The sequence below is a fragment of the Herbaspirillum sp. CAH-3 genome (genome assembly GCF_009668275.1).
GTDB classification, from domain to species: domain Bacteria; phylum Pseudomonadota; class Gammaproteobacteria; order Burkholderiales; family Burkholderiaceae_D; genus Herbaspirillum; species Herbaspirillum aquaticum.
This window is the reverse complement of sequence record NZ_VSWE01000013.1, coordinates 1-24,624: the sequence shown is the minus strand read 5'-3', so window position 1 is coordinate 24,624 and position 24,624 is coordinate 1. Positions and strand designations below refer to the sequence as shown.

The 24,624-nt window shown below is 64.4% G+C and carries 20 protein-coding genes; 11 read left to right on the top strand and 9 right to left on the bottom strand.

The annotated features are described in order from the left end of the window. The first annotated feature begins 129 nt into the window (after positions 1-129). A complete protein-coding gene (locus FYB76_RS17230) occupies positions 130-1,359 on the top strand; it encodes an MFS transporter (protein ID WP_154134406.1) in 1,230 nt (409 codons plus the stop codon). Then, entirely contained in the window at positions 1,356-1,769 is a 414-nt protein-coding gene (locus FYB76_RS17225) for a cupin domain-containing protein (protein WP_154134405.1), read from the top strand. The genes FYB76_RS17230 and FYB76_RS17225 overlap by 4 nt, the downstream gene beginning before the upstream one ends. A 100-nt stretch (positions 1,770-1,869) precedes the next feature. Here the strand turns inward: FYB76_RS17225 and FYB76_RS17220 are convergent, their stop codons facing one another. Next, positions 1,870-2,919, bottom strand: coding sequence for an NAD(P)-dependent alcohol dehydrogenase (locus FYB76_RS17220; protein WP_154134404.1), 1,050 nt, complete (start codon positions 2,917-2,919; stop codon positions 1,870-1,872). Positions 2,920-3,289: 370 nt separating this feature from the next. Between FYB76_RS17220 and FYB76_RS17215 the strand changes: the two genes are divergently transcribed. Beyond that, entirely contained in the window at positions 3,290-4,303 is a 1,014-nt protein-coding gene (locus tag FYB76_RS17215; protein ID WP_154134403.1) for an XdhC family protein, read from the top strand. Positions 4,304-4,407: 104 nt separating this feature from the next. Here the strand turns inward: FYB76_RS17215 and FYB76_RS17210 are convergent, their stop codons facing one another. From FYB76_RS17210 to FYB76_RS17180, 7 genes are all read right to left on the bottom strand, one after another. Then, a complete protein-coding gene (locus FYB76_RS17210; RefSeq protein WP_154134402.1) occupies positions 4,408-5,766 on the bottom strand; it encodes a cytochrome c in 1,359 nt (452 codons plus the stop codon). An 18-nt stretch (positions 5,767-5,784) separates the two neighbouring features. Continuing rightward, a complete protein-coding gene (locus tag FYB76_RS17205) occupies positions 5,785-8,037 on the bottom strand; it encodes a molybdopterin cofactor-binding domain-containing protein (protein WP_154134401.1) in 2,253 nt (750 codons plus the stop codon). Next, entirely contained in the window at positions 8,034-8,648 is a 615-nt protein-coding gene (locus tag FYB76_RS17200) for a (2Fe-2S)-binding protein (RefSeq protein ID WP_088756581.1), read from the bottom strand. The genes FYB76_RS17205 and FYB76_RS17200 overlap by 4 nt, the downstream gene beginning before the upstream one ends. A gap of 245 nt (positions 8,649-8,893) precedes the next feature. Continuing rightward, the gene (locus tag FYB76_RS17195; protein WP_154134400.1) at positions 8,894-9,343 is read right to left on the bottom strand and encodes a DUF2442 domain-containing protein; all 450 of its coding nucleotides are present in this window, start codon (positions 9,341-9,343) and stop codon (positions 8,894-8,896) included. Continuing rightward, complete coding sequence (locus FYB76_RS17190; protein ID WP_154134399.1) at positions 9,340-9,768, bottom strand: DUF4160 domain-containing protein; 429 nt, start codon at positions 9,766-9,768, stop codon at positions 9,340-9,342. Before FYB76_RS17190 ends, FYB76_RS17195 begins: the two co-directional genes overlap by 4 nt. A gap of 247 nt (positions 9,769-10,015) precedes the next feature. Beyond that, a complete protein-coding gene (locus FYB76_RS17185; protein WP_154134398.1) occupies positions 10,016-11,080 on the bottom strand; it encodes an aldose epimerase family protein in 1,065 nt (354 codons plus the stop codon). After that, positions 11,077-12,342, bottom strand: a complete 1,266-nt coding sequence (locus FYB76_RS17180) for a DNA-binding transcriptional regulator (protein ID WP_088756585.1) — start codon at positions 12,340-12,342, stop codon at positions 11,077-11,079. Before FYB76_RS17180 ends, FYB76_RS17185 begins: the two co-directional genes overlap by 4 nt. Before the next feature lie 324 nt (positions 12,343-12,666). On the opposite strand from FYB76_RS17180, the gene xylF reads away from it, so the two are divergent. The 7 genes from xylF to FYB76_RS17145 all read left to right on the top strand — a co-directional run bounded on the left by xylF (position 12,667) and on the right by FYB76_RS17145 (position 21,802). Beyond that, the gene (gene xylF, locus FYB76_RS17175; RefSeq protein WP_006464779.1) at positions 12,667-13,683 is read left to right on the top strand and encodes a D-xylose ABC transporter substrate-binding protein; all 1,017 of its coding nucleotides are present in this window, start codon (positions 12,667-12,669) and stop codon (positions 13,681-13,683) included. Between the two features lie 108 nt (positions 13,684-13,791). Next, positions 13,792-15,348: a D-xylose ABC transporter ATP-binding protein gene (xylG, locus tag FYB76_RS17170; RefSeq protein WP_154134397.1), complete on the top strand. Its 1,557-nt coding sequence runs from the start codon at positions 13,792-13,794 to the stop codon at positions 15,346-15,348. Between the two features lie 82 nt (positions 15,349-15,430). Beyond that, positions 15,431-16,564 (top strand): sugar ABC transporter permease, encoded by a 1,134-nt coding sequence (locus tag FYB76_RS17165; RefSeq protein ID WP_088756630.1) that lies wholly within the window; start codon positions 15,431-15,433, stop codon positions 16,562-16,564. Positions 16,565-16,640: 76 nt separating this feature from the next. Beyond that, positions 16,641-17,432 (top strand): SDR family NAD(P)-dependent oxidoreductase, encoded by a 792-nt coding sequence (locus tag FYB76_RS17160; protein WP_154134396.1) that lies wholly within the window; start codon positions 16,641-16,643, stop codon positions 17,430-17,432. A 33-nt stretch (positions 17,433-17,465) separates the two neighbouring features. Next, the gene (locus FYB76_RS17155; RefSeq protein ID WP_154134395.1) at positions 17,466-19,250 is read left to right on the top strand and encodes an IlvD/Edd family dehydratase; all 1,785 of its coding nucleotides are present in this window, start codon (positions 17,466-17,468) and stop codon (positions 19,248-19,250) included. A gap of 1 nt (position 19,251) precedes the next feature. Beyond that, positions 19,252-20,178, top strand: coding sequence for an amidohydrolase (locus FYB76_RS17150; RefSeq protein WP_154134394.1), 927 nt, complete (start codon positions 19,252-19,254; stop codon positions 20,176-20,178). Positions 20,179-20,296: 118 nt separating this feature from the next. Continuing rightward, positions 20,297-21,802 (top strand): GGDEF domain-containing protein, encoded by a 1,506-nt coding sequence (locus FYB76_RS17145; protein WP_154134393.1) that lies wholly within the window; start codon positions 20,297-20,299, stop codon positions 21,800-21,802. Here FYB76_RS17145 and FYB76_RS17140 read toward each other — a convergent pair. Continuing rightward, entirely contained in the window at positions 21,783-22,949 is a 1,167-nt protein-coding gene (locus tag FYB76_RS17140) for a serine hydrolase (RefSeq protein ID WP_154134392.1), read from the bottom strand. The genes FYB76_RS17145 and FYB76_RS17140 overlap by 20 nt on opposite strands. 252 nt (positions 22,950-23,201) lie before the next feature. On the opposite strand from FYB76_RS17140, the gene FYB76_RS17135 reads away from it, so the two are divergent. Further along, positions 23,202-24,503, top strand: coding sequence for a UDP-N-acetylglucosamine 1-carboxyvinyltransferase (locus tag FYB76_RS17135; protein WP_088756592.1), 1,302 nt, complete (start codon positions 23,202-23,204; stop codon positions 24,501-24,503). Positions 24,504-24,624 lie beyond the last annotated feature (121 nt).

Genomic DNA, 24,624 nt, shown 5'->3' with positions numbered 1-24,624 from the left:
ATTACCTAGTCAATACGGCGCACGCGCGCGACACTGACTGCCTTCACATTCTCCACGGCAAGCGCTGCCAGCCCCGTGCACGCTGATCTTCGGCCTGCTGCGGCGGGCAGCGTCTTGCCCGACATCATCATGAGCAGTTCCTCTTGCCCCCCCTCTTCACTGCAGGCCGCCGACACGCCGGTGCAGGCACGCTGGAGCGGCGTCTTCGCGATGACGCTCACGGCCTTTGCGCTGGTCGCTTCCGAATTCATGCCGGTGAGCCTGTTGACGCCCATTGCGCAGGATCTTGGCGTGAGCGAAGGCCTGGCCGGGCAAGCGATCTCGGTCTCGGGTGCGTTCGCCGTACTCACCAGCCTGGGCATTGCGCGGCTGGCGGGGCAGCTGCCACGCAAGACGCTGCTGCTGTGGCTGACGGCACTGATGCTGGTGTCCGGCCCGGTCATCGCGCTGGCCCCCAACTATCCGGTCTACATGGCCGGGCGCGTGCTGATCGGCATCGCCATCGGCGGCTTCTGGTCGATGTCGGCCGCCGCCGCCATCCGCCTGGTGCCGCCGCATGAGGTGGGGCGCGCGCTGGCCGTCTTCAATGGCGGCAATGCCTTGGCCACCGTCGTGGCCGCCCCGCTGGGCAGTTACCTCGGCGCACTCATCGGCTGGCGCGGCGCCTTCCTGTGCCTGGCACCGGTGGCCTTGCTGGCGCTGCTGTGGCAGGCGGTGAGCCTGCCGGCCATGCGTCCGGCCGTGCGCCACACCGCGCCCACGCATCCGCTGGCCCTGCTGGCGACACCGCTGGTGGCACTGGGCATGGCGGGCGTGAGCCTGCTCTTCATGGGGCAGTTCACGCTGTTCACCTATCTGCGCCCCTTCCTCGAAAGCGAAACGCGGGTGCAGGTACAAACCCTGTCGCTGATCCTGCTAGCCATCGGCGTGGCCGGATTCATCGGCACCACGCTCATCGGGCGGCTGCTGCGCCGTTGGATCTACGGCACGCTGGTCTTCATCCCGCTGCTGATGGCCGTCATCGCCCTGGTGCTGGTGGCCTGCGGCCATCACGTCCTGCCGGTCAGCCTGCTGCTGGCGCTGTGGGGCCTGGTCGCCACGGCCGCACCGGTGGGCTGGTGGTCATGGGTGGCGCGCACCCTGCCGCAGGACGCCGAAGCCGGCGGCGGGCTGATGGTGGCGCTGGTGCAACTGGCCATCGGCCTTGGCTCCACGCTGGGCGGGCTGCTGTTTGACCACGGCGGCCATCACCTCACTTTCTTTGCCAGCGCGGGCGTGCTGCTGGCCGCGGCCTTGCTGGCAGCGCTCACGGCACGCCAGGATCGCGGGCCATCTTCCAACGAAAGGACAAACTCATGAAGATCATTCGCAACGGCAGCACCCCATCGGCCAAGGGACCGACCTCTTTCTTCACCGGCAACGTGCGCATCGACAGTTTCTTCCAGGGTGAAGAACCGGCGCGCGCGGGCGGTGCCATCGTCACCTTCGAACCCGGTGCGCGCACCGTGTGGCACACCCATCCGCTCGGCCAGACCCTGATCGTGACGCAAGGCGTAGGCTGGACCCAATGCGAAGGCGGCCCGCGCACCGAGATCCGCGCCGGCGACGTCGTCTGGTGCCCTTGCCAACGCCGTCACTGGCACGGTGCCACCGACACCACCGCCATGACGCACATGGCCATCACCGAACTGCTCGATGGCAAGAACGTGGAGTGGATGGAGCCGGTGACCGATGCGCAGTATCTCGGTGGTGAAGTCGTCAGGGACTGAGTCGTCCCTGCCACTTCGCTCAGTCATCAAAAATCGGGCGGACACCTTGTGGGTGCCCGCCCGATTTCGTTCACGACGACATCAGGTCAACCATGGGCCATCAGGCCGCCATGCTGGCATTATCGATCACGAAGCGATACTTGATGTCGCCCTTGAGCATGCGCTCATAGGCGGTGTTGATTTCCTCGGCGCGGATCAGCTCGATGTCGGCCACGATTTTGTGCTTGGCGCAGAAGTCCAGCATCTCCTGGGTTTCGGGGATGCCGCCGATCAACGAACCGGCCAATGAACGACGCTTCAGGATGAGGTTGAAGACATTCGGCGACGGGTGCGGCGTGGCCGGTGCGCCGACCAGGGTCATGGTGCCTTCACGCTTCAGCAGCGCGAGGAAGGCATCGAGGTCGTGCGGTGCCGCCACGGTGTTGAGGATGAAGTCGAAGCTCTTGGCATGCGCAGCCATCTCTTCGGCATTGCGCGAGACCACCACTTCATCGGCACCCAGGGCCTTGGCATCGGCGCGCTTGTAATCCGAGGTGGTGAAGGCCACCACGTGCGCGCCCATGGCGTGCGCGATCTTGATGCCCATGTGGCCAAGACCGCCGATGCCGACCACACCGACCTTCTTGCCGGGACCGGCTCCCCAGTGGCGCAGCGGCGAATAGGTCGTGATGCCGGCGCACAGCAGCGGGGCCACGGCAGCCAGGTCCGCTTCCGGATGGCGGATCGTCAGCACGTAGCGCTCATGCACCACGATCTGCTGCGAGTAGCCGCCCATGGTCCAGCCGGGCGCGTCATCGGTCTTGCCGTTGTAGGTACCGACCATGTTGTCGCAATAGTTTTCCAGCCCTTCTTCGCAGTCCGGGCAGGTCTGGCAGCTGTCGACGATACAGCCCACGCCGACCAGGTCACCGACCTTGAACTTGCTGACATGGTTGCCGACGGCCGCGACACGGCCCACGATCTCGTGACCGGGGACGCAGGGATATTGGGTGCCGGCCCATTCGGAACGCACCTGGTGCAGGTCGGAATGGCAGATGCCGCAATAGGCGATGTCGATCTGCACATCGTGCGGGCCGGTGGCGCGGCGGGTGATTTCCAGATGTTCGAGGGGCTTGTCGGCGGCATGTGCGCCATAAGCGTGGACTGGCATGGGGATCTCCTCAGTAACGGGCCAATAAGCTGGCGTTGAGAAAGAACAGGTCAGGGGTGGGCAACCTGTCTTGAAAATGGATGATTGTGGCGTCCGGCAAGCCGGGAAGACAGACCTATTTCGCGATGATTCTTGCCTGAAATTCCGGGACCATCGCGAAGACAAGCGAGTCATTCCCGCGACATCCGCCACCGCGCGCCCCGGCACAACGGCATGCGGACACACTGCGTGCGAGCTTGCAGATTCTGCCTCATCATTGGCTCCGGGATTAGGCGGACCGGGCTTAATTGGTCTATAAGCCCGGCTAATTAGTTCCGGCCCGGATGTCATGGCAGACTGGACCTCCGATTCAACGTAAACTGACGCCGCAATGAACGATACTTCCGACCTCAAGGTGTTGCGCGCCCTGCGCGACTGGCGGCGCGATGGCCGCAGCGCGCTGCTGGCCACCGTGGTCTCGACCTGGGGCTCTTCGCCGCGTCCGGTCGGCTCGCAACTGGCCATCCGGGATGATGGCCGCCTCATCGGCTCCGTCTCCGGCGGCTGCATCGAGGATGACCTGCTGTTCCAGTACCTGCGCCAGCGCCCCGCTGCATGGGGCCAAGCAGGATCACCGCAACAGGTGCGCTACGGCATCGATGCCGAGGAGGCGCATCGCTTCGGCCTGCCCTGCGGGGGCACGCTGGCGCTGCTGCTCGAATTCGATCCCGCACCGGGCATGCTGGAAGAACTGGTGAGTACACTGGAACGTGGCCAGCTGGTCTGTCGCCGCGTGGATTGCCACGATGGCAGCAGCCGCATCGAAGTCAGCGACTCGCCGGCCGAACTGGTGTTCGACGGCAACACCCTGCGCCATACCATGGGGCCGGATTACCGGATGCTGTTGATCGGCGCCGGCATGCTGGCCGAATACCTGGCGACGATGGCGCTCTTCAACGGCTTTGCAGTGACGATCTGCGATCCGCGTTCGGAATACCTGGGCAGCTGGTCGGTGGAGGGCGTGCGTATCGTCACCGAGATGCCCGATGATGCGGTGCTGGATTTTCGTCCCGATCAGCGCAGCTGCGTCATCGCCCTCACCCACGATCCCAAGCTGGATGACCTGGCGCTGCTGGAAGCGGTGGCCAGCCCGGCCTTCTATGTCGGTGCCATCGGTTCGCGCCGCAACAGCGCCGCGCGCAAGGACCGCATGATCACCCACTTCGGCCAGACCGAAGAAAGCCTGGCGCGGCTGCGCGGACCCATCGGGCTCTACATCGGCAGCAAGACCCCTTCCGAAATCGCGGTGAGCGTGATGGCCGAAGTGCTGGCCGTCAAGAATGGCGTGGCCTTGTCGCCGGTGCATTCGGTGGCGGCCATGAAAGCGGCCGGCACTGCCGTTTGAGTTACGCTCCTGCACACCGGCGTTCCCTCTCCCCTCCCGTCATGAAAAAAGGACCGCTGCCTGCAAAGGTCAGCGGTCCGAACGGGACTTCATGAAAAATCGAATCAGCGCATCTGCAGGATGATGGGATTGCTGCTGGCCGGATTGGTGCGCTCACGCAGGGTCTTGACGTCGTCGACCTTGACCGCGCCACCGTGATTGCCCCAGCTGCTGCGGATGAAGCTGAGTACATCGGCAATCTCGGCATCGGTCAACTGGCTGCGGAAGGGCGGCATGCGATACGAATCCGGTACGCCATCGGCCACCACGCGCACCGAACCATTCAAGGTCACGTTGATGGCCGATGCATCCTCCTTGGCCAGTGAGGAGACGGCGCCGGCCAGCGGTGGAATCCACGGCGCACGCCCGCGTCCATCGACCGCATGGCAGGCCGCGCACTTGGCCATGTAGGTACGCGCAGCGGGGCTGTCCAGGCGTTGTGCGGCCAGGGCGGTGGTGGTGCCGGTATCGTATTTCCACGGATCACCATCGCGCTTGGGATCACCCGGCAGCGACTTCAGGTAACGGGCGATGGCCTGCAAGTCCTGGTCGCTCAGGAACTGCGTGGAGTTGTTGAAGGCATCGGCCATGGAACCGAACACCACCGCATGCTGGTTGCGGCCCGTCTTGAGGAATTGCACGACCTCGGCTTCACTCCAGCGGCCGATACCGGTATTGACGTCGCCGCGCAGGCTGGGGGCATACCAGCCATCCAGCAGCGCGCCGGACAGGTACAACGGATGGCCACCGTCGAGCCCTTTCTCGTTCATCGCCACGCCGCGCGGCGTGTGGCAGCTGCCGCAGTGGCCGGCCCCCTGCACCAGGTAGGCACCGCGATTCCAGAGGGCATCCTGTTTCGGATCGGGCTGGTAGGGATGCGGGCTGGTGAGGGCCAGGTTCCAGAACGCCAGCGGCCAGCGCATGTTGAGCGGCCAGGGGATGTCGCTCTCCTGGTTGGCCTGCACCACCGGCTTCACGCCATGCATGAAGTAGGCATAGAGCGCGCTCACATCCTCATCCGACATCTTGGCGTAGGACGGATAGGGCATGGCCGGATAGAGCCGATGGCCATCGCGCGCCACGCCGTGGCGCAGCGCACGGTCGAATTCGGCCAGGCTGTAGTCACCGATGCCGCTGCCCCGGTCGGGCGTGATGTTGGTGGCGTAGATGGCACCCAGCGGGGTGGCCATTTCCAGGCCACCGGCGAAGGGCTTGCTCTTGGGGGTGCTGTGGCAGGCGACGCAATCGGCCTGGCGCGCCACATACTCGCCGCGCTGGATCAGCTCGGCGGAGGGGGGCGGCGGCGCAGCTGCGCTGTCGAAGGGCGAGGCCGGGGTACGCAGGGCGACCCAGGCTGCGGCGATCAGCAGCGCGGCGAGGATCAGCAGGAAGACACGCAGCTTGCCGTTTTTTTGATCAGTCATGGATACGTCAGTCTGCCATCAGGCCTTGAAGGTGTAATGCGACAGCGGCATGCTGCGAATGCGCTGGCCAGTCAGGTGCGAGACCGCATTGGCCACCGCCGGCGGCACGGCCGGCAGGGGCGGTTCGCCGATGCCGCCCATCTTGGCGCCGCTCTCGATGATCTTCACATGCACGCGCGCCATGCGCTGCGGCGGCAGGATGGGATAGAGATCGTAGTTGCGCGCCACGCGTGCGCCTTCCTTGTAGACCACCTCTTCCAGCAGGACTTGCGACAAGCCCAGCGTGATGGCCCCGTTGACCTGGGCCTCGACGATGGCCGGGTTGACGATGCGGCCCGGATCGATGGCTTCCCAGATGTCGTGCACGCGCACCTGGCCGTTCTCGATGGAGACTTCGGCAATGGCCGCGGTCTCGGTACCGAAGGCCTTGGCCATGGCCACACCGCGCGCGCGGCGGGTGCCGTCGGGGGCGGTGAAGGGGCCGCGCTTCCATCCGCCGGACAGCTCCACGGCCGCCTTGAGCAGAGTGGTCAGGCGCTCATTGCCCTGCAGCAGGCGCAGGCGCACATCGAGCGGATCCTGGCCGCCCTTGTCGGCGATCTCGTCGAGGAAGGCTTCGTAGAAAAAGTCATTCATCGAATTGCCGACCGAGCGCCAGTAGCCGACGATGGGCGGATTCTTCACAAAGCGCTGGCCGATGCGCTTGTGGGCGAACTGGTAGGACTTGCCGGCCAATCCTTCCAGCGCAGTGGGGTCGATCTTGTTGCGCTTGTTGGCAATCGATTCGGTCGGTCCTTCGGTGGCGCTGATGGCTTCGATGGCGATGGGGAAACCCTTGTCGTCGAGTCCGGCACGGAACTGCACCACGGCCATCGGGCGCATGGTGTCGCGGGCGAATTCTTCCTCGCGGCTCCAGATCACCTTGACCGGGCGGCCCACGGCCTTGGCCAGCTGGATCGCCTGCGGGAAGGGCATGGCCGTTTCGTACAGGAAGTGACGACCGAAGAAACCGCCCAGCAAGGGCGAATGGATGGTGATCTTCTCCGGCGCCAATCCGGTCTGCTTGGCGATGGCCGCCTGGAACATTTCCGGGGCCTGGTTGGGCAGCCACATCTCCAGCGTGCCATCGGCGTTGAAACGGGCCGTGGCCGAAGGCGGTTCCAGCTGGGCATGATTGAGGTACTGGCTGCGGTAGCTGGCCTGGACCACGGTCTTGGCACCGGCCAAAGCCTTGGCCACATCCCCTTCGGTCTCGGCTTCATCGACGGCAGCGGTGGACTTGGCCAGCTGCTCGGCAAACCCTTCGGTGGAAAAGTCGGCCGGCACATAGCGGCGATCCGGCGCCGGGCCGGGATCGCTCCAGTCCACCTGCAGCGCCTCCACCGCGCGCTTGGCATTCCACCAGCGCTCGGCCACCACGGCCACGGCACCCGGCAGGCGATGCACCGAATGCACCCCGGTCATCTTGCGTACCTCGGCTTCATTGCGGATGCTGCCGACCTCCAGCCCGAGGCGCGGGGCGTGTTGTACGGCGGCCTGCAGCATGTTCTCGACTTGCGTGTCGATGCCGTATTGGGCGCGGCCCGTGGATTTGTCCAGCACGTCCAGCCGGGCCAGCGGCTTGCCGATCCAGCGGAACTGCTTGTCGTCCTTGAGCTTGATGGTCTCCAGCGGCGGATTGGGCAGGTCCTGCGCCTTGGGCGCGAGTTCGCCATAGCTGATCGAGCGGCCGCTGGCCGCATGCACCACCCGGCCGGGCTCGGTGGTGAGGCTCTCCAGCGGCACCTGCCACTGGTTGGCGGCGGCCTGCAGCAGCAGGTGGCGCGCCAGTGCGCCCACCCGCCGCATGGTCGGATAGCTGGTGCGCACCGACATGCTGCCGCCGGTGATACGGATACCGATGTCCATCACCTTGTACTGGTCATTGGCGGGCGCGTTGTGGACCACGAAGCGCGCGGGGTCGGCATCGAGTTCCTCGCCGACGATCTGCGCCATGGCCGTGAAGATGCCCTGCCCGCCTTCGACGAAGGGGCTTTGCAGGTGGATGCTGTTGTCGGGACGGATTTCCAGGAAGGCCGGTACGCGCGTACCGGGCGCTGCCGGCGTGGCATTGGCCTGGGCCCGGGCATTGCCGGCCGGCAAGGTAAAGCCGACCACCAGCGCACCGGCGGCGGTGCCGGCCGAGGCCAGCAGGAAGCGGCGGCGCGAGACGTTGACTGGTGCACCGTCCGGCGGCAATTCGTGCAGGGGAAGATCGTGTGGCTGGTTCATGCTTGCTCCTTGCCGGCCCGGGCCTTCTGGGTCTTGCTCCACTGGATGGCAGCGACAGCCCCGACGCCGACCACGGCGGCAGCGGCCACGGCAGCCTTGTTGATGCCATCGGCAGCGGCCGGTGCGGCAGGCGTGGTGGCCGCAGCAGCGGCTGCCGGTGCGCCGGTACCGCCGGAAAGCTCATGCATGGCGGCCTTGATGGCGTTGTAGGTGCCGCAGCGGCAGAGGTTGACCATGGCGCCGACGATCTGTTCGTCGCTGGGCTGGGCCACCTGTTTGAGCAAGGCGGTCGCGGCCATCACCTGGCCGGACTGGCAATAGCCGCATTGCGGCACCTGGTGCCGGACCCAGGCGTCGACCACTTTCTGGCCGACCGGATCGGCGGTGACCGCCTCGATGGTGGTGACCTTGCGTCCGGCCATGGCGCCGACGGGCATGACGCAGGAGCGCAGCACCTCGCCATCGACCATCACGGAACAGGCCCCGCACTGGGCCAGGCCGCAGCCGTATTTGGTGCCGGTCATGCCGAGTTCATCGCGGATCACCCACAGCAGGGGGGTCTCGGCATCGGAGGTGATCTGGTAAGTCTTGTCGTTGATCTGGAGTTCCATGGTTCCTGCCATCGGGGTTGAGAACGCAAGCCAGCGCGCACGGGCGCTCTGGAGGGGAAGTGAAGGACGCAGCAAGGCGACACTAATCAGTCCCCGCATGATGGCGCATCACGCGGGGACTGATTAGCTGAGCCGGGCTTAATGGGGATATTAGACGAGCTAATGAATTCTCGTCTGGAGATGAAGGAAAAGGTCAAAATACGGAAGCGCACAGGTTGAGCGCAACGGCTGCCAGATCGTCCCGGCTAGCTGGCGTCGGTCAGCTTGCGTGGCCGTCCGCCTTTCCGACCATTTTCGCGTACTGCCAGAATCTTGGCCTCGCTGCTGCGGCTGCCGTTACGAGCAGCGGCGACAGTGGTGACCAACTTCATCAGAGAAGGGCTGGACGCAACCAGTCCTTCAATGGAGACATGCAGGTCCCGTTCCTCAAGACACAGGGCGCTGCCGGCGTAGCCGATCTCGATTCGCCGCAGTTCAGCCACGCTCAACGCAGCGAACTCCGGATAGCTGTCGATGGGAAGCAGGATGCCGGTTTTGTCGGCGAAACAGATGGCCAGAGATTCGAGACCGGGCATATACGTTACCTCGACGGCTTGCAAACTGGAACGCCGCCGCTTCTGGCCCAAGGCAATCGCCTGCTCCAGAACTTCGTCGGTGACAGGAGGATTGTCACGCTTCTTCGCTTTGATCGTCATAGTTCGATCTCCAAGGGACGTGCTTGTCCCGCAAGTTGCAATTCGGTCCGGTCCCGCAATGGCAAATAGCCTGCCCAGAGGATCGCGACCGCATTTCTTCGCCATTCGCTGGGCCTCACCACCTCTTCACTATCCCTGTCCCAGTGTTGATGCTCAAGGCAAACCGACTGTCGGCTCAGCCACCATCGCTGGCGGGCCAGCCGCAGATTCACCGGCTGCTCAATCACTTGTCTCAACTCTTCCAGCAGCGATGCCGCCGGAGCAATCCATAGTGGATTCACGTCCCACAAGGCAACGCCGTTGTGCCAGAAGCTGAAGCGAAACCGGGCATCCCAGCGCCCATTACCCACGTGCACGTGCGGCGGACAGTGCTCGTTGCGAGTAAAGACGGAAACGCGCAAGCCCTTGTGCGAACAGATTTTCATAAACCTAACCGTTAGGTTATTTGAACGAGAGCCCCACGGCAAGTCCCGCGTTTGCGCAAGACGACCCACCAGCGGACGCTGGGCGCAAATACAACAGATATGCAGATGGGGAGATGGAAACGGCGCTGTGCTCAACAGCGCCGTTTCCCGGGGAGGCTAAGGAGAGAAGGAAGAGATGTCAGCGGCAAGGGCGAAGGTAACGCCACTTTCTAAAAAATTTTCAATACGTTCTCAAGACGCAGTGCAATTAGTCCCTCACGCCCAGGCGATACACCGTGGTCTGCCGATACACCTGCCCCGGCCGCAGGATCACCGCTTCGCGCAGCGGCGTGTTGACCTGGTCCGGATAGGACTGCGCCTCCAGGCAGAAGCCATCATGGATGGCATACGGCTGCTCGCCCCGCCCCTGCACGCCGGAGAGGAAATTGCCGCTGTAGAACTGCAGCCCGGTCTCGGTGGTGGAAACGCGCAATTCGCGCCCCGACCCCGGCTCGTAGACGCTGGCCACTTCGCGCAAGGCCTGCGTCACGCGGCTCTCGCCCGGTGCCGGTTCGTGTTCGCTGCGCAGGCAATAGCAATGGTCGAACCCACCGGCCAGCTTCAGTTGCGGATCGGGCCAGTCCAGGCGCGGACCGATGGGGGCAGGCTGGCGGAAATCGAAGGCGCTGCCGGCCACATCGGCGCGGCCTTCCGGAATCAGCTTGGCATCGACCTGCAGGTAGCCATCGGCCTCGATGGCGATGATGTGGTCGCGGATGTCGCCGGTGCCGCCATTGAGGTTGAAATACGCATGCGAGGTCAGGTTGATGGGCGTGGCCGCATCGCTGGTGGCGGTGTAATCGATGCGCAACTGGCCCTCGTCATCCAGGCGATACAGCACCGACGCCATCACCGTGCCCGGAAACCCCGCCTGCCCTGCCGGCGAGACCAGCATCAGGCGCAAGCCTTCCGGATCCGGCTGCACCTGCCAGCGCTGGGCATGGAAACCCTCGCGGCCGCCATGCAGGTGGTTCTCGCCTTCATTGCAATCGACCTGGTGCGCCACGCCGTCGAGTTCGAAACGGCCGCCGGCGATGCGGTTGCCCCAGCGCCCGACGATGGCGCCGAAATACGCCGGGTTGTGCGCGTATTGCTCGACCCGCTGGTAGCCCAGCAGGACATCGGCCTGACGGCCATAGCGATCAGGTGCCCACCAGTTGACCATGGTGGCGCCGAGGTCGCTGATGGTCACGCGCATGCCGGTGTGGTTGCGCAAGGTGTAGAGACGGATACCGTCAGCGGAGGTGGTGTGGGAGAGGGTGAAGTGCGTCATTTTGTGGTGGTAAGAAGGGAGGGCCCCGTGGTTTTCTTCTTGGATCGGACAGCGGAGGCCGACGGTGCCGCCGAGCGCTCCAGTCCGGCGGCGAATTGTTCCTGGTATTCCTTGGGCGTGCAGCCCAGTTCGCGCTTGAAGACCGCGTGCAGGTATTGCACAGTGGTGAAGCCGCAGCTGACCGCAATCTCGGCGGCGTGGCTGCCGGCCTGCTCCAGCATGCGCTTGGCGGCTTCCAGCTTGAAGCGCAGGATTTCGTCATGGACGCTGCGGCCGAGCTCGCGGCGGAAATACCATTCCAACGACGAGCGTGAAATGCCCACGTAATCGGCCACCTGGTCGGTCTTGATGCCCTGGCAGGCGTATTGGCGGATGAAGTGCATCGCCTGCATCACATGCGGATGGTTGCGGACCTCATGGCGGCTGGAGGCCAGCACGTTGATGCCCACCGGCGGCACCATGATGCGCGTGTCCGGAAAGCGCGCCCCATGCAGCATCTGGTGCAGCAGGTGGGCCGCAGTGCGGCCCATCTCCACGCTGCCCTGGATCACCGAACTCAAGGGGATGCGCGTCAACACGCGCGCCAGCGGATCATTGTCGATGCCGATCAAGGCCACCTGCTCGGGCACCGCGATACCGGCGAACAGGCAGGCCTGCAGCAACTGCCGCGCCCGCGCATCGGTGACGGCGATGATGCCCACCGGCTTGGGCAGGCTGCGCACCCAGGCGATCTGCTGTTCCACGGCGGCATCCCACGATTGCGCACTGGTCCCCACGCCGCGATAGATGTGGCCGGTGATGCCATCGGCGCCGGTGAGGTCGGTGAAGATGCGCTCGCGCTCCTGCGCCCAGCGGTTGCAGGGCGACTCGGGCAGGCTGTACAGGGCGAAATGCTGCAGGCCGGCTTCGATCAGGTGGTCATAGGCCAGCTTGACCATCTTGTAGTTGTCGGTGGCCACATAGGGCCGGTTGGCCGGGTATTGCGAAGGGTCGGCATAGGAACCGCCGATGGCCACCACCGGCAGCTGCACGCCTTCCAGCGCAGCGGTCGTCACGGGATCGTCGAAGTCGGCAATGATGCCGTGCCCGGCCCAGCGCTCGATGCCCTGCGGGCGGCAGCGGAAATCCTCCTCCAGGTACAGGTCCCAGGAGGCGCGGGTACTGCTGATGTATTCGCCGATGCCGGAAATGATTTCCCGATCGAAGATCTTGTTGCCATTGAAGAGCAACGCAATCCGGTGCACCGTGGGGGTTTTAGCCACGCTGTGTCTCCTGTTTGCCGGCGTCGTCGGGCGCGCCGTTCTCGTGTTCGTCGAATTGTAGCGAGCCATCGTCGAAATGACGGATATGTGCTCCTGCAACAAAAAGAATCACTAAGCCGTTTGGTGAATTTCGTAATTGTAGAGGGGATTGGCCCGGGGCTAGTATCCCCCTCGCACCATCATGCGGCGTGGACCATTCCTGACAAGCTCGGCCCCACGCGCCATTGGAAGCGATTGCCCCAAAACGGGCCACCGGTTCCTCCGGGTCACGCCGCTTCAAAAATCATAATCAATTCAAATTCAATTCAAATCGGAGACTGGACTATGAAGGCAATGCTGAAGAAGACCGTATTGGCGCTGATGACCGTGACCACCCTGTCCATGGTGGCCGGCAGCGCCATGGCCGACGCCAAGAACCCCAAGATCGGTTTTTCCATCGATGACCTGCGCGTGGAGCGCTGGGCGCGCGACCGCGACTTCTTCACAGCCGCCGCCGAAAAGCTGGGCGCCAAGGTCTTTGTGCAATCGGCCGATGCCAGCGAGCAACGCCAGATCTCCCAGATCGAGAACCTGATCTCGCGCGGCGTGGACGTGATCGTGATCGTCCCCTTCAATGCCACGGTCCTGACCAACACCATCAAGGAAGCCAAGAAGGCCGGCATCAAGGTGCTGTCCTATGACCGCCTGATCCTCAACGCCGATGTCGACGCCTACATCTCCTTCGACAACGAGAAGGTCGGTGAAATGCAGGCCGAGGGCATCCTGAAGGTCAAGAACAAGGGCAACTTCTTCCTGCTGGGTGGCTCGCCTACCGACAACAACGCCAAGATGTTCCGCGAAGGCCAGATGAAGGCCCTCAAGCCCTACATCGACAAGGGCGACATCAAGATCGTCGGCCAGCAATGGGTCAAGGAATGGAACCCGACCGAAGCCCTGTCCATCGTCGAGAATGCGCTGACGGCCAACAACAACAAGATCGACGCCATCGTGGCCTCCAACGACGGCACCGCCGGTGGCGCGATCCAGGCCCTGGCCGCCCAGAAGCTGGCCGGCAAGGTGCCGGTCTCGGGCCAGGATGCCGACCTGGCTGCGGTCAAGCGTGTGGTGGCCGGTACCCAGACCATGACCGTCTACAAGCCCCTGAAGCAGATCGCCACCGAAGCGGCCAACCTGTCCGTGCAACTGGCCCGCAACGAGAAGCCGACCTACAACGCCCAGTATGACAACGGCTTCAAGAAGGTCGACAGCCTGCTGCTGAAGCCCATCCTGCTGACCAAGGAAAACGTCAAGGTGCTGGTCGATGACGGCTTCTACACCCAGGCCCAGATCGACGGCCGTTGATTCCTGAGTGACGAACGCCGGCTGCCGCAACGGTAGCCGGCGTCGCCCTCTGCGCCCCCGGCAAGTCCGCCGGGCGCAGGCTCCAGAGGCTTCTTGGAAAGAACAGGCATGTCCGAGTATCTGTTAGAAATGAAAGGCATCGTCAAAAGCTTTGGCGGTGTGCGTGCCCTGGACGGCATCGACATCAAGATCCGCCCCGGCGAATGCGTGGGCCTGTGCGGTGAAAACGGCGCGGGCAAATCGACGCTGATGAAGATTCTCTCCGGCGTTTATCCCCATGGCACCTGGGAGGGCGAGATCCTGTGGGACGGCAAGCCGCTGCAGGCCCATTCGGTGCGTGACACCGAAGCCGCCGGCATCGTCATCATCCACCAGGAACTGATGCTGGTACCGGAGCTGTCAGTGGCCGAGAACATCTTCATGGGCCACGAGATCACCCTGCCGGGTGGCCGCATGAACTACCCCGCCATGTATCGCCGCGCCGAAGAACTGATGCGCGAGCTGAACATGCCCGACATCAACGTGGCCCTGCCGGTCTCGCAATATGGCGGTGGCCACCAGCAGCTGGTGGAAATCGCCAAGGCGCTCAACAAGGATGCGCGCCTCTTGATCCTGGACGAACCCTCGTCGTCGCTGACCGCCTCCGAAATCGCGGTGCTGCTCAAGATCATCAAGGACTTGAAGGCGCGCGGCGTGGCCTGCGTCTACATCTCCCACAAGCTCGACGAAGTGGCCGAGATCTGCGACACCATCTCGGTGATACGCGATGGCAAGCACATCGCCACCACGCCCATGCAGGACATGGATGTGGACAAGATCATCACCCAGATGGTCGGCCGCGAAATCACCGCCATGTACCCGGAGCGCAACCACGCCATCGGCGAAGTGGTGCTCGAAGCCCGCCACATCACCTGCTACGACATCGACAATCCGCGCCGCAAGCGCGTCGATGACGTCTCCTTCTCGGTGCGCCGGGGCGAGATCCTGGGCATTGCCGGACTGGTAGGTGCAGGACGCACCGAACTGGTCTCGGCCATCTTCGGCGCCTATCGCGGACGGTACGAAGGGCAGGTGCTGCTCGAAGGCAAACCGGCCGATACCGGCTCGCCCTTGAAGTCCATCCGCCAGGGCCTGTGCATGGTGCCGGAAGACCGCAAGCACCATGGCATCGTGCCGGACCTGGATGTGGGCCAGAACATCACGCTGACCGTGCTGAACCGCTTCTCGCGCGGTACGCGCATCGACAGCAGCGCCGAACTGAAAACCATCCAGGGCGAGATCAGCCGCCTGCGCGTGAAGACTGCCACCCCCTTCCTGCCCATCACCGGACTCTCGGGCGGCAACCAGCAGAAGGCGGTGCTCTCCAAGATGCTGCTGGCGCAGCCCAAAGTATTAATTTTGGACGAACCCACGCGCGGCGTGGACGTGGGCGCCAAGGCCGAGATCTACCGGCTCATTTCGGAGCTGGCCAAGCTGGGCCTGGCCATCATCATGGTCTCCTCGGAGCTGGCCGAAGTGCTGGGCGTGTCGGATCGCGTGCTGGTCATCGGCGAAGGCAAACTGCGCGGCGACTTCGTCAACGACAACCTGAGCCAGGAAACCGTGCTGGCCGCAGCCATCAACCAGCCCGTCCCGCAAGCGTCCCCACGCGCGGTGGCGGTCTGACAAAACATCACAAGGTGAATTCGGTATGACTACAAGCAATCTGGGCAGCGCCACCGGCGGTGCGGTCGGTGGAGCGGGCGGCATGGCCAACCTGAAGCTGGTGTTTCGCCGCTACAAGATCATTGCCCTCCTGATCGCCATCGCCATCATCTGGGGCTTCTTCAGCTTCATGACCGACGGCGGTTTCCTCACGCCGCGCAACCTGTCGAACCTGCTGCGCCAGATGTCGGTGACCGGCATCCTGGCCTGCGGCATGGTGCTGGTCATCATCGCCGGTGAAATCGACCTGTCGGTGGGTTCGCTGCTGGGCCTCTTGGGCGGCATCGCTGCGCTCCTGGACGTGAGCCATCACCTGCCGCTGGCACTGAACCTGGTGCTGGCACTGGGCTTCGGCCTGGGGCTGGGCCTGTTGAACGGCTACCTGACGGCTTACCTGGGCATTCCCTCCTTCATCGTCGGCCTGGGCGGCATGCTGGCCTTCCGCGGCATCCTGCTGGGCATTACCGGCGGCCTCACCATTGCGCCGGTGTCGGACAACATGGTCTATCTCGGCCAGGGCTACCTGCCGCCGCAGATCGGCGTGGCGCTGGGCATCGCCTTGTTCGTGCTGGCCTTGGCGCTGACCTGGATGAGCCGCGTCAACCGCAGCCGCCACGGCCTGCCGCTGGCGGCCCTCTGGCGCGATGGCTTGAAGGTGCTGGTGATCGGCGCGGTGCTGCTGGCCTTCGTGCGCACGCTCAACAGCTATGACGGCATTCCCGTGCCGGTGCTGCTGTTGCTGGCGCTGCTGGGCCTGTTCAGCTATGTGAGCACGCAGACCGTGTTCGGCCGCCGCATCTATTCGGTGGGCAGCAACATGGAAGCTACCCGCCTGTCGGGCGTGAACGTGCAGGCCGTCAAGCTGTGGGTGTTCGGCATCATGGGCCTCATGTGCGCACTGGCCGGCCTGGTCAATACTGCCCGCCTGGCCGCAGGTTCGCCGTCGGCGGGCAACATGGGCGAACTGGATGCGATCGCGGCCTGCTTCATCGGCGGCACGTCCATGCGCGGCGGCTCCGGCACCATCTATGGTGCGCTGATCGGCGCACTGGTGATGGCCAGCCTCGACAACGGCATGTCCATGCTGGACGTGGGCACCTACTGGCAGATGATCGTCAAGGGCAGCATCCTGGTGCTGGCGGTGTGGGTCGACGTGAGTACCCGTTCGGGCCGCTGAGCGCAACACTGAAATAATTATTTATATCGTTTCCGGGCCGCACCTGCGGCCCATCCTTTCCTCTGGAGTACCAAGCATGACCGCAGCCACCACCCCCGCCTTCGAACACGCCCTCTATCGCAGCCTCGCCGGCAAGCGGGTCGTCATCACCGGCGGCGGCAGCGGCATCGGTGCGGCGCTGGTGGAAGCCTTCGTCGGACAAGGCGCGCAGGTGTGCTTCCTCGATATCGCCACCGAACCCTCGGAGGCACTGGTGGCCTCGCTCAAGGATGCCGCCGTGGCACCGCGCTTCTTCCCCTGCAACCTGATGAACCTGGACGCCCTGCGCGCCACCTTCACCGAGATCGACACCGTCATGGGCGGCGTCGACATCCTCATCAACAACGCCGCCAATGATGACCGCCACAAGAGCGAAGACGTCACCCCCGCCTACTGGGATGAACGCCTGGCAGTCAACCTGCGCCACCAGTTCTTCTGCGCCCAGGCCGTACTGCCGGGCATGCGTGAACGCAAGGGCGGCGTGATCCTCAATTTCGGTTCCATCTCCTGGCACCTGGGCCTGCCCGACCTGACGCTGTACATGACCGCCAAGGCCGGCATCGAAGGCTTGACCCACGGCATGGCGCGCGACTTCGGCCGCGATGGCGTGCGCGTCAATGCGATCATCCCGGGTGCCATCCGCACCCCGCGCCAGACATTGCTCTGGCACACCCCCGAAGAAGAGGCGAAAATCCTGGCTGCGCAATGCCTGCCGGTCCGTGTCGATCCGCATGATGTCGCGGCCCTGGCGCTGTTCCTGTCCTCCGACAGCGGCGCCAAGTGCACCGGCCGCGAATACTACGTCGATGCCGGCTGGCTGGGCGCGTAACTTATCCACACGCCTTTCGGCCCAGAGGAATCCATGAACAAGCCACACGCCACACCCCGACGCTTCCGCTCCCAGGATTGGTTCGACAATCCCGATCACATCGACATGACGGCGCTCTACCTGGAGCGCTTCATGAACTACGGCATCACCGCCGAAGAACTGCGCTCGGGCCGTCCCATCATCGGCATCGCCCAGAGCGGCAGCGACATCAGCCCCTGCAACCGCATCCACCTGGAGCTGGCCAAGCGGGTGCGCGATGGCATCCGCGATGCCGGCGGCATTCCCATGGAATTCCCGCTGCATCCGATCTTCGAGAACTGCCGCCGTCCCACCGCCGCCATCGACCGCAACCTGGCCTACCTGGGCCTGGTGGAAATCCTGCATGGCTACCCCATCGATGCCGTGGTGCTCACCACCGGCTGCGACAAGACCACGCCCTCGCAGATCATGGCAGCGGCCACCGTCGATATCCCGGCCATCGTGCTCTCCGGCGGCCCCATGCTGGACGGCTGGATGGATGGCGAACTGGTGGGTTCGGGCTCGGCCATCTGGAAGGGCCGCAAGCTGCTCTCGGCAGGCAGCATCGACAACGAGAAATTCCTGGAAATCGCCGCTGCATCGGCACCCTCCTCCGGCCACTGCAACACCATGGGCACCGCCTCCACCATGAACGCCATGGCCGAGGCGCTGGGCATGTCGCTGACCGGCTGCTCGGCCATTCCCGCGCCCTATCGCGAACGCGGCCAGATGGCCTACGAGACCGGCCGCCGCATCGTCGGCATGGCCTATGAAGACCTGCGTCCCTCGGCGATCCTCACGCGCGAGGCCTTCCTCGATGCCATCGTGGTCAATGCTGCCATCGGCGGCTCCACCAATGCCCAGCCGCACATCATGGCCATGGCGCGCCATGCGGGCGTGGAACTGCATTCGGAAGACTGGATGAAGTACGGTTACGACGTGCCGCTGCTGCTGAACATGCAGCCCGCCGGCAAGTACCTGGGTGAACGCTTCCACCGTGCGGGTGGCGTGCCGGCCATCATGTGGGAACTGCAGCAGGCCGGCAAGCTGCGCGCCGGGCGCATCACCGCCACCGGCAAGACCATGGCCGAGAACCTGCAAGGCCGTGCATCGAATGACCGGGAAATGATTTACCCATTTTCCGCCCCGCTGCGCGAACGCGCCGGTTTCCTGGTGTTGAAGGGCAACCTGTTCGACTTCGCCATCATGAAGACCAGCGTCATTTCGGAAACCTTCCGCGAACGTTACCTGAGCACGCCCGGCCAGGAAAACATCTTCGAATGCCGCGCCGTGGTCTTCGATGGTTCGGACGACTACCACGCCCGCATCAACGACCCGGCACTGCAGATCGACGAAAACACCCTGCTGGCCATTCGCGGTGCCGGTCCGGTAGGCTGGCCCGGTTCGGCCGAAGTGGTCAACATGCAACCGCCTGATGCGCTCATCAAGCGCGGCGTCTCGACCCTGCCCACGCTGGGCGATGGTCGCCAGTCCGGCACGTCCGACAGTCCCTCCATCCTCAACGCCTCGCCCGAGAGCGCAGTCGGTGGCGGTCTCGCGTACCTGCGCGATGGCGACCGCGTGCGCATCGACCTCAACACCGGCCAATGCAACATGCTCATCAGCGAGGAAGAGCTGGCGCGCCGCAAGGGTGAAGGCATCCCGCCGGTACCGCCCAGCCAGACGCCGTGGCAGGAAATCTATCGCAGCACGGTCGGCCAGCTGGAGACCGGTGCCTGCATGGAGCTGGCCCTGAAGTACCAGGGCGTGGCACAAACCCTGCCGCGACACAATCACTGACATGCTGACCCTGCATCGTGAATTGCGCATGCCACCGGCCCCGGTGAGAAGGATCAAGGGGCCGATGCGCATCGACGCGCACCAGCACTTCTGGCGCTATCGTTCCGAGGACTATCCCTGGATCGGTACCGGCATGGACCTGCTGGCGCAAGACCGCCTGCCCTACCAGTTCCAGCCCCTGCTGGACGCCCAGGGCCTGCATGCGTCGATCACGGTGCAAGCCCGTCCGGGCCACGAGGAAACGGCTTTCCTGCTGGAGATGGCGCGGCGCGATGCGCGCATCGCCGGCGTGATCGCCTGGGATGACATCGCCTCGCCGCACCTGGCCGAACGCATGGAGCAATGGGGCCGCCCCAAGATGCTGGGGCTGCGTCATCCCATGCAGGACGACGATGCCGCCGCGCAAGCGCTGGCCCAACCGCAATTCAACCAGGGCGTGCGCTGGCTGCAGGAGCGCGACTACGTGCTGGAGGTGCTCACCCATGAGCGCCACCTGCCGCAGTTGCGCCAGCTCTGCGCCTTGCACGACCAGCACTGGGTGGTCCTGAATCACCTCGGCAAACCGGCCCTGAAGGAATTCCGCAAGGGCCGCGCCGCCTATGAACGCTGGCGCCAGCAGCTGCACGAGCTGGCCGCCATGCCCCACGTGGCCTGCAAGATCTCGGGCCTGCTGACCGAGGCCGACTGGCTGCGCGGACTGTGCACGCGCGACTTCGATCACATCGTGCAGTGCCTGGATACGGCGCTGGAACTGTTCGGTCCGCAGCGTCTCATGTTCGGCTCCGACTGGCCGGTCTGCCTGCTGGCCGCCTCCTATGCAAGGGTGGTGGCGGTGGTGCGGGAATGGGCCACGCGCCGCCTTTCTCCGGCTGACCAGGACGCCCTGTGGGGTGAATCCTCGGCCCGGATTTATGGCCTGATGCCATAAGGTTTTCCCCGGCTGCCTTTTCATTGCCAAGCGGTTTTCACGGTGCGATATTGCGCCAGGGAACGCTTTGTCATGACAAGGTACGGGGAGACAAAAAATCAAACGCCTCAAACGCAACATGACCCTGCTGGTCGGCTCACTGACGCTGATGGCAGGGGTCATCACCAGTGTGGTGCTCTACCAGAGCTACAAGCAGGTAGAACGCATTTCGATCAATCACACCCTCAACGTGGCGCGTATCGCGCAGCGCTCGATCTCGCGCAACATGGAGCTGCTCTCGCTGGCGCTGGACAGCCTGGCGTGGCGCTATCGCCATACGCAACTGCATCGCATGCCGCCCCAGCAGCAGCTGGATTTCCTGCTCGGCGAAAAGATCGAGGCCGGCTACATCGTCGCCCAAGGCATCATCGATGCCGATGGCCAGCGCGTGGTCGGCTCGCCCGTGCTGGAGGAGATCATGCCGGGCAATTTTTCCGGACGCGATTTCTTCGACGTGCCGCGACAGGACACGCGCGACGCGCTCTACATCTCGCCCCCGCAGGCGGTGCGGCTGGAACGGCGGGCCCAGGTGATCGTGCTCTCCAAGCGCCTGGTGCATGTCGATGGCAGTTTCGGCGGGGTGGTCTTCATGGTGCTCTACCTGGATTATTTCCGGCAGCTGTTCGAGGCCATGTCGCTGGAAAAGAATGCGGTCATGTCGCTCTACTCGGTGGACGGGGTAGCCTACATGCGCCTGCCTTATGACGAGGCTTTCATCGGCTCCCGGGTGGAAAACGCCCCCCAACTCCAACACCTGCTGGCGGCCAGCGCACCGGCCGAAGGCAGCTATTTCACGCGTTCCCGGCAGGATGGCGTGCAGCGTCTCTACACCTACGTGCGCGTACCGCAGACGCGCTGGGTGGTCTTCATCGGCCACACCAAGGAGGCGCTGTTCCGTGAATGGATGCGCATGTTCTATGCGGTGGTGTTCCTGATGGCGCTCTTCAGCACGGCGGCCGCCTACCTCATCAGCCGCCTGCGCGAAGAATTCTTCCGCCGCAGCAAACTGGACCAGCAGCTGGAAGAGCAGGCCCGCACCGACAAGCTGACCAGCCTGCTCAATCGCCGCGCACTGGACGACGCCTTGCAGGAGGCCTGGCATAAATGCCAGCGCAACGAATCGGCGCGCTTTGCAGTGCTGTTTGCGGATGTGGACTTCTTCAAGCTCTACAACGATACCTACGGTCACAAGGCGGGCGACTATGCGCTGGTGGCGGTGTCCCGCTGCATCAAGGCTGCGGTCTCGCGGCACTGCGACCGGGCCGGACGTTATGGCGGGGAAGAGTTCGTGGTGCTGCTCGATGAAGCCGATGCCGAGGGCGCCGTGCATGTGGCCAAACTGATCATCGCAACACTGCAGGGGCAGAAGATCCCGCATGAACGCAGCCCCTTCGGCCGGCTCACCATCAGCATCGGCGTGGCATGCCTGGAACGTGGCATCCACCGCAGCATCGAGGAAGTGGTCAAGGCCGCCGACCAGGCGCTCTACCAGGCCAAGCGCGAAGGCCGCAACCGGGTGCGGCTGTCGCAAGCGCCGGCCGAAATGGCGCCGGCCGCGTGGCAGTTCAGTTCAGCGAGCAGTTGAGCCACTTGGCGATGCGCACCCCATCCAGGCGCGAGCCATCGGCCGTGCCGCTGCCCAGCATGGTGACGATCACCGGGCGGCGGTCATGCACCAGCAGGCGCAGCACCATGTTGTGGCCGGACTCGTTGATGAAACCGGTCTTCTGCACCGTGGCATTGACCTGGCCGTAGCGGATGAGGCGATTGGAATTGATGTATTGCAACTGTCCGCGACCGATGTTGATGATCTTCTGCTTGTCCAGCGAATCATTGCGGATGAGCTGGTAGCGGTTGGCAGCCTTGACCAGTTCGGCCAGCTCGCGCGGGGTCGAGACATTCTCGGGCGAGAGTCCGGTGCCGTTCTCGAAATGGGTATGGGGCATGCCCAGTGCCTGGGCGCGTGCATTCATGGCGGCGATGAAGGCCGGACGGCCACCCGGATAGTCGCGGCTCATGGCGGCGGCAGCGCGGTTCTCGGAAGACATCAGGGCGATGTGCAGCATGTCGGCACGCGACAGGCTGGCCCCTACGTTCAAGCGCGAGTGGGTGAATTTGAGGTTGTCCAGGTCGTCCTCGGTCACTTCCAGCCGATTGGCCATGGGCAGCGACTTCTGGTCCAGCCAGACGATGGCCGTCATCAGCTTGGTCACCGAGGCGATGGGCGCGACCGTATCGGCATTGCGCTCGAAGAGCGGCGTATTGGTTTCTTCATCGAGCACGTACACCCCGCGCGAGAAGATGTGGCGGCGCGAGGCCTCGGTGAAGCCGCAGCGCGGCAGCAGCTCGGGCTTGGTGTTGGTGGTGATGGCCGGGGCCGGGCTGGCCACGGCAGCGGTGGCAGCCGCAGCGCCTGTGGCCGCCACGGCAGCGGCCGCTGCGCGGCCACGCCGACGCCCGCGTACAGGGGCGCGCGCCTTGGCCGGCGCGGCGGCCTTCTTGCGTACGCTGCGATTGCGGCCCTTGGCGCCGCTGCTGGCGGCCCGGTGCTTGCCGGCCGTGGAGCCGGCGGCGTGGGCCTCGCTCACCTTGCCCGAGAGCGCCGTGAGCGCCAGCAGCAAGACGCTGCACATCAGGAGGCGGACCACCATGCCGGCGCGGCGCAGGCCAGGCAGGATCAGCAGGGAAAAGCGTAAATCATTACCGGAACGGAGCTGCTGCGTGCGAAACATCGTCGAAAACCTTGTCAGTGCGATCATCCAAGAGCGGCCATGATACGGAAACTTGGCTTTCAATGCAGCAAGCTTCACCTGTGCATGGCCACAAGAGAAGAAGATGACAAGACGACAAGTCCCGAAGAGGCCGCTGCAACGGGGCACAATTTGCTTCCCTGGCTGCAACCGGGCGGCGCATAATCTGTCCATTCCCGGCCGGGGCAGACTGTTTCCGGCGCACTCCGTCTGACTGAATCAACGATTTTCTTCATGTCCAATCTCATCGTACACGGTGGCCGCCCGCTGCGCGGCGACATCATCCCCTCCGCCAACAAGAATGCCGTCCTCCCCATCCTCTGTGCCACCCTGCTGACCGACCAGCCCTTGCGCTTGATCGGCATCCCCGAAATCACCGACGTCAAGAAGATCCTGGAGATCTTCCGCGTACTGGGCAGCGAGGTGAAGGTGGACTATGCCAGCGGCGTGCTGGAACTGCACCACCGCGACACCCATTTCGATCCCAAAGTGCACCACCTGCCGGAGGAGATGCGCTCCTCTATCATGCTGGTGCCGCCGCTGCTGGCCCGCTTCGGCGTGGCGCGGCTGGAGAACGACGTCAAGGGCTGCACGCTGGGCGTGCGCGAGATCGATCCCCACGTCGAAGTCTTCCAGCGCTTCGGTGCCCGGGTCGAGAGCAGCCCCGATTCGCTCATCATCCGCACCGCAGGCCGCATGCAGGCCAATGATCACTGGCTGGACTATGCCTCGGTCACGACCACCGAAAACTTCGTGCTGTGCGCCGCTGCCGCCGAGGGCGAGTCGGTGCTCACCAATGCCGCCTCCGAACCGCACGTGCAGGAATTCTGCCGCTTCATGGTGATGATGGGCGTGCAGATCGACGGCCTGGGCACCTCGCGCGTGACCGTGCGCGGCGGCCAGCAGCTGGGCGGCGGTGAATTCCGCTTCGACGAGGATTTCCACGAGATCGCCACCTTCCTCGCCATGGGCGCCATCACCGGCGGCCAGGTCCGCGTGCGCAACAGCGCGCCGCAACAGTTCCCGCTGATCGACCGCACCTTCGCCAAGTTCGGCGTGGAAGTGGTGCATGAAAACGGCTGGTCGCACACGCGCCAGAACGGGCCGCTGAAGGTGGTCAAACCCTTCACCAGCAACATCCTCACCAAGGTGGAAGCCGCGCCCTGGCCCTATCTGCCGGTGGACCTGCTGCCCATCTTCATCGCCCTAGGCGTCAAGGCCGAGGGCAACACCATGTTCTGGAACAAGATCTACGACGGTGCCATGGGCTGGAGCAGCGAATTGTCCAAGTTCGGTGCCCATGTGTTCCTGGGCGATCCGCATCGCCTGATCACCTTCGGCGGCCTGCCGCTGTCGCCGGCCTCGGTGGAAAGCCCCTACATCATCCGCGTGGCCATTGCGCTGTTCATGGTGGCCGCCAGTATCGAGGGACGCTCCGAGATCCGCAATGCCCTGCCGATCCGCCGCGCCCATCCCAAGTTCGTGGAAAACCTGCGCTCGCTGGGGGCCGTGGTGGACTGGGTCGAGGAAGATTGATCCTGCCATGCAAGGGAAGGAGCCCGTCGGGCTCTTTCCGCTTTCTCACGAAGCCGTTTCCATCCCGCGATTTCCTGTTCGCAGCGCCTGATTCCTCCCTCCCGCCCTCCGGTTTTCGCAC

Coding starts and splice junctions, on each gene's coding strand:
- FYB76_RS17230 (WP_154134406.1), top strand. CDS start 130: ATGAGCAGTTCCTCTTGCCCCCCCTCTTCACTGCAGGCCGCCGACACG.
- FYB76_RS17225 (WP_154134405.1), top strand. CDS start 1,356: ATGAAGATCATTCGCAACGGCAGCACCCCATCGGCCAAGGGACCGACC.
- FYB76_RS17220 (WP_154134404.1), bottom strand. CDS start 2,919: ATGCCAGTCCACGCTTATGGCGCACATGCCGCCGACAAGCCCCTCGAA.
- FYB76_RS17215 (WP_154134403.1), top strand. CDS start 3,290: ATGAACGATACTTCCGACCTCAAGGTGTTGCGCGCCCTGCGCGACTGG.
- FYB76_RS17210 (WP_154134402.1), bottom strand. CDS start 5,766: ATGACTGATCAAAAAAACGGCAAGCTGCGTGTCTTCCTGCTGATCCTC.
- FYB76_RS17205 (WP_154134401.1), bottom strand. CDS start 8,037: ATGAACCAGCCACACGATCTTCCCCTGCACGAATTGCCGCCGGACGGT.
- FYB76_RS17200 (WP_088756581.1), bottom strand. CDS start 8,648: ATGGAACTCCAGATCAACGACAAGACTTACCAGATCACCTCCGATGCC.
- FYB76_RS17195 (WP_154134400.1), bottom strand. CDS start 9,343: ATGACGATCAAAGCGAAGAAGCGTGACAATCCTCCTGTCACCGACGAA.
- FYB76_RS17190 (WP_154134399.1), bottom strand. CDS start 9,768: ATGAAAATCTGTTCGCACAAGGGCTTGCGCGTTTCCGTCTTTACTCGC.
- FYB76_RS17185 (WP_154134398.1), bottom strand. CDS start 11,080: ATGACGCACTTCACCCTCTCCCACACCACCTCCGCTGACGGTATCCGT.
- xylF (WP_006464779.1), top strand. CDS start 12,667: ATGAAGGCAATGCTGAAGAAGACCGTATTGGCGCTGATGACCGTGACC.
- xylG (WP_154134397.1), top strand. CDS start 13,792: ATGTCCGAGTATCTGTTAGAAATGAAAGGCATCGTCAAAAGCTTTGGC.
- FYB76_RS17165 (WP_088756630.1), top strand. CDS start 15,431: ATGGCCAACCTGAAGCTGGTGTTTCGCCGCTACAAGATCATTGCCCTC.
- FYB76_RS17160 (WP_154134396.1), top strand. CDS start 16,641: ATGACCGCAGCCACCACCCCCGCCTTCGAACACGCCCTCTATCGCAGC.
- FYB76_RS17155 (WP_154134395.1), top strand. CDS start 17,466: ATGAACAAGCCACACGCCACACCCCGACGCTTCCGCTCCCAGGATTGG.
- FYB76_RS17150 (WP_154134394.1), top strand. CDS start 19,252: ATGCTGACCCTGCATCGTGAATTGCGCATGCCACCGGCCCCGGTGAGA.
- FYB76_RS17145 (WP_154134393.1), top strand. CDS start 20,297: ATGACCCTGCTGGTCGGCTCACTGACGCTGATGGCAGGGGTCATCACC.
- FYB76_RS17140 (WP_154134392.1), bottom strand. CDS start 22,949: ATGTTTCGCACGCAGCAGCTCCGTTCCGGTAATGATTTACGCTTTTCC.
- FYB76_RS17135 (WP_088756592.1), top strand. CDS start 23,202: ATGTCCAATCTCATCGTACACGGTGGCCGCCCGCTGCGCGGCGACATC.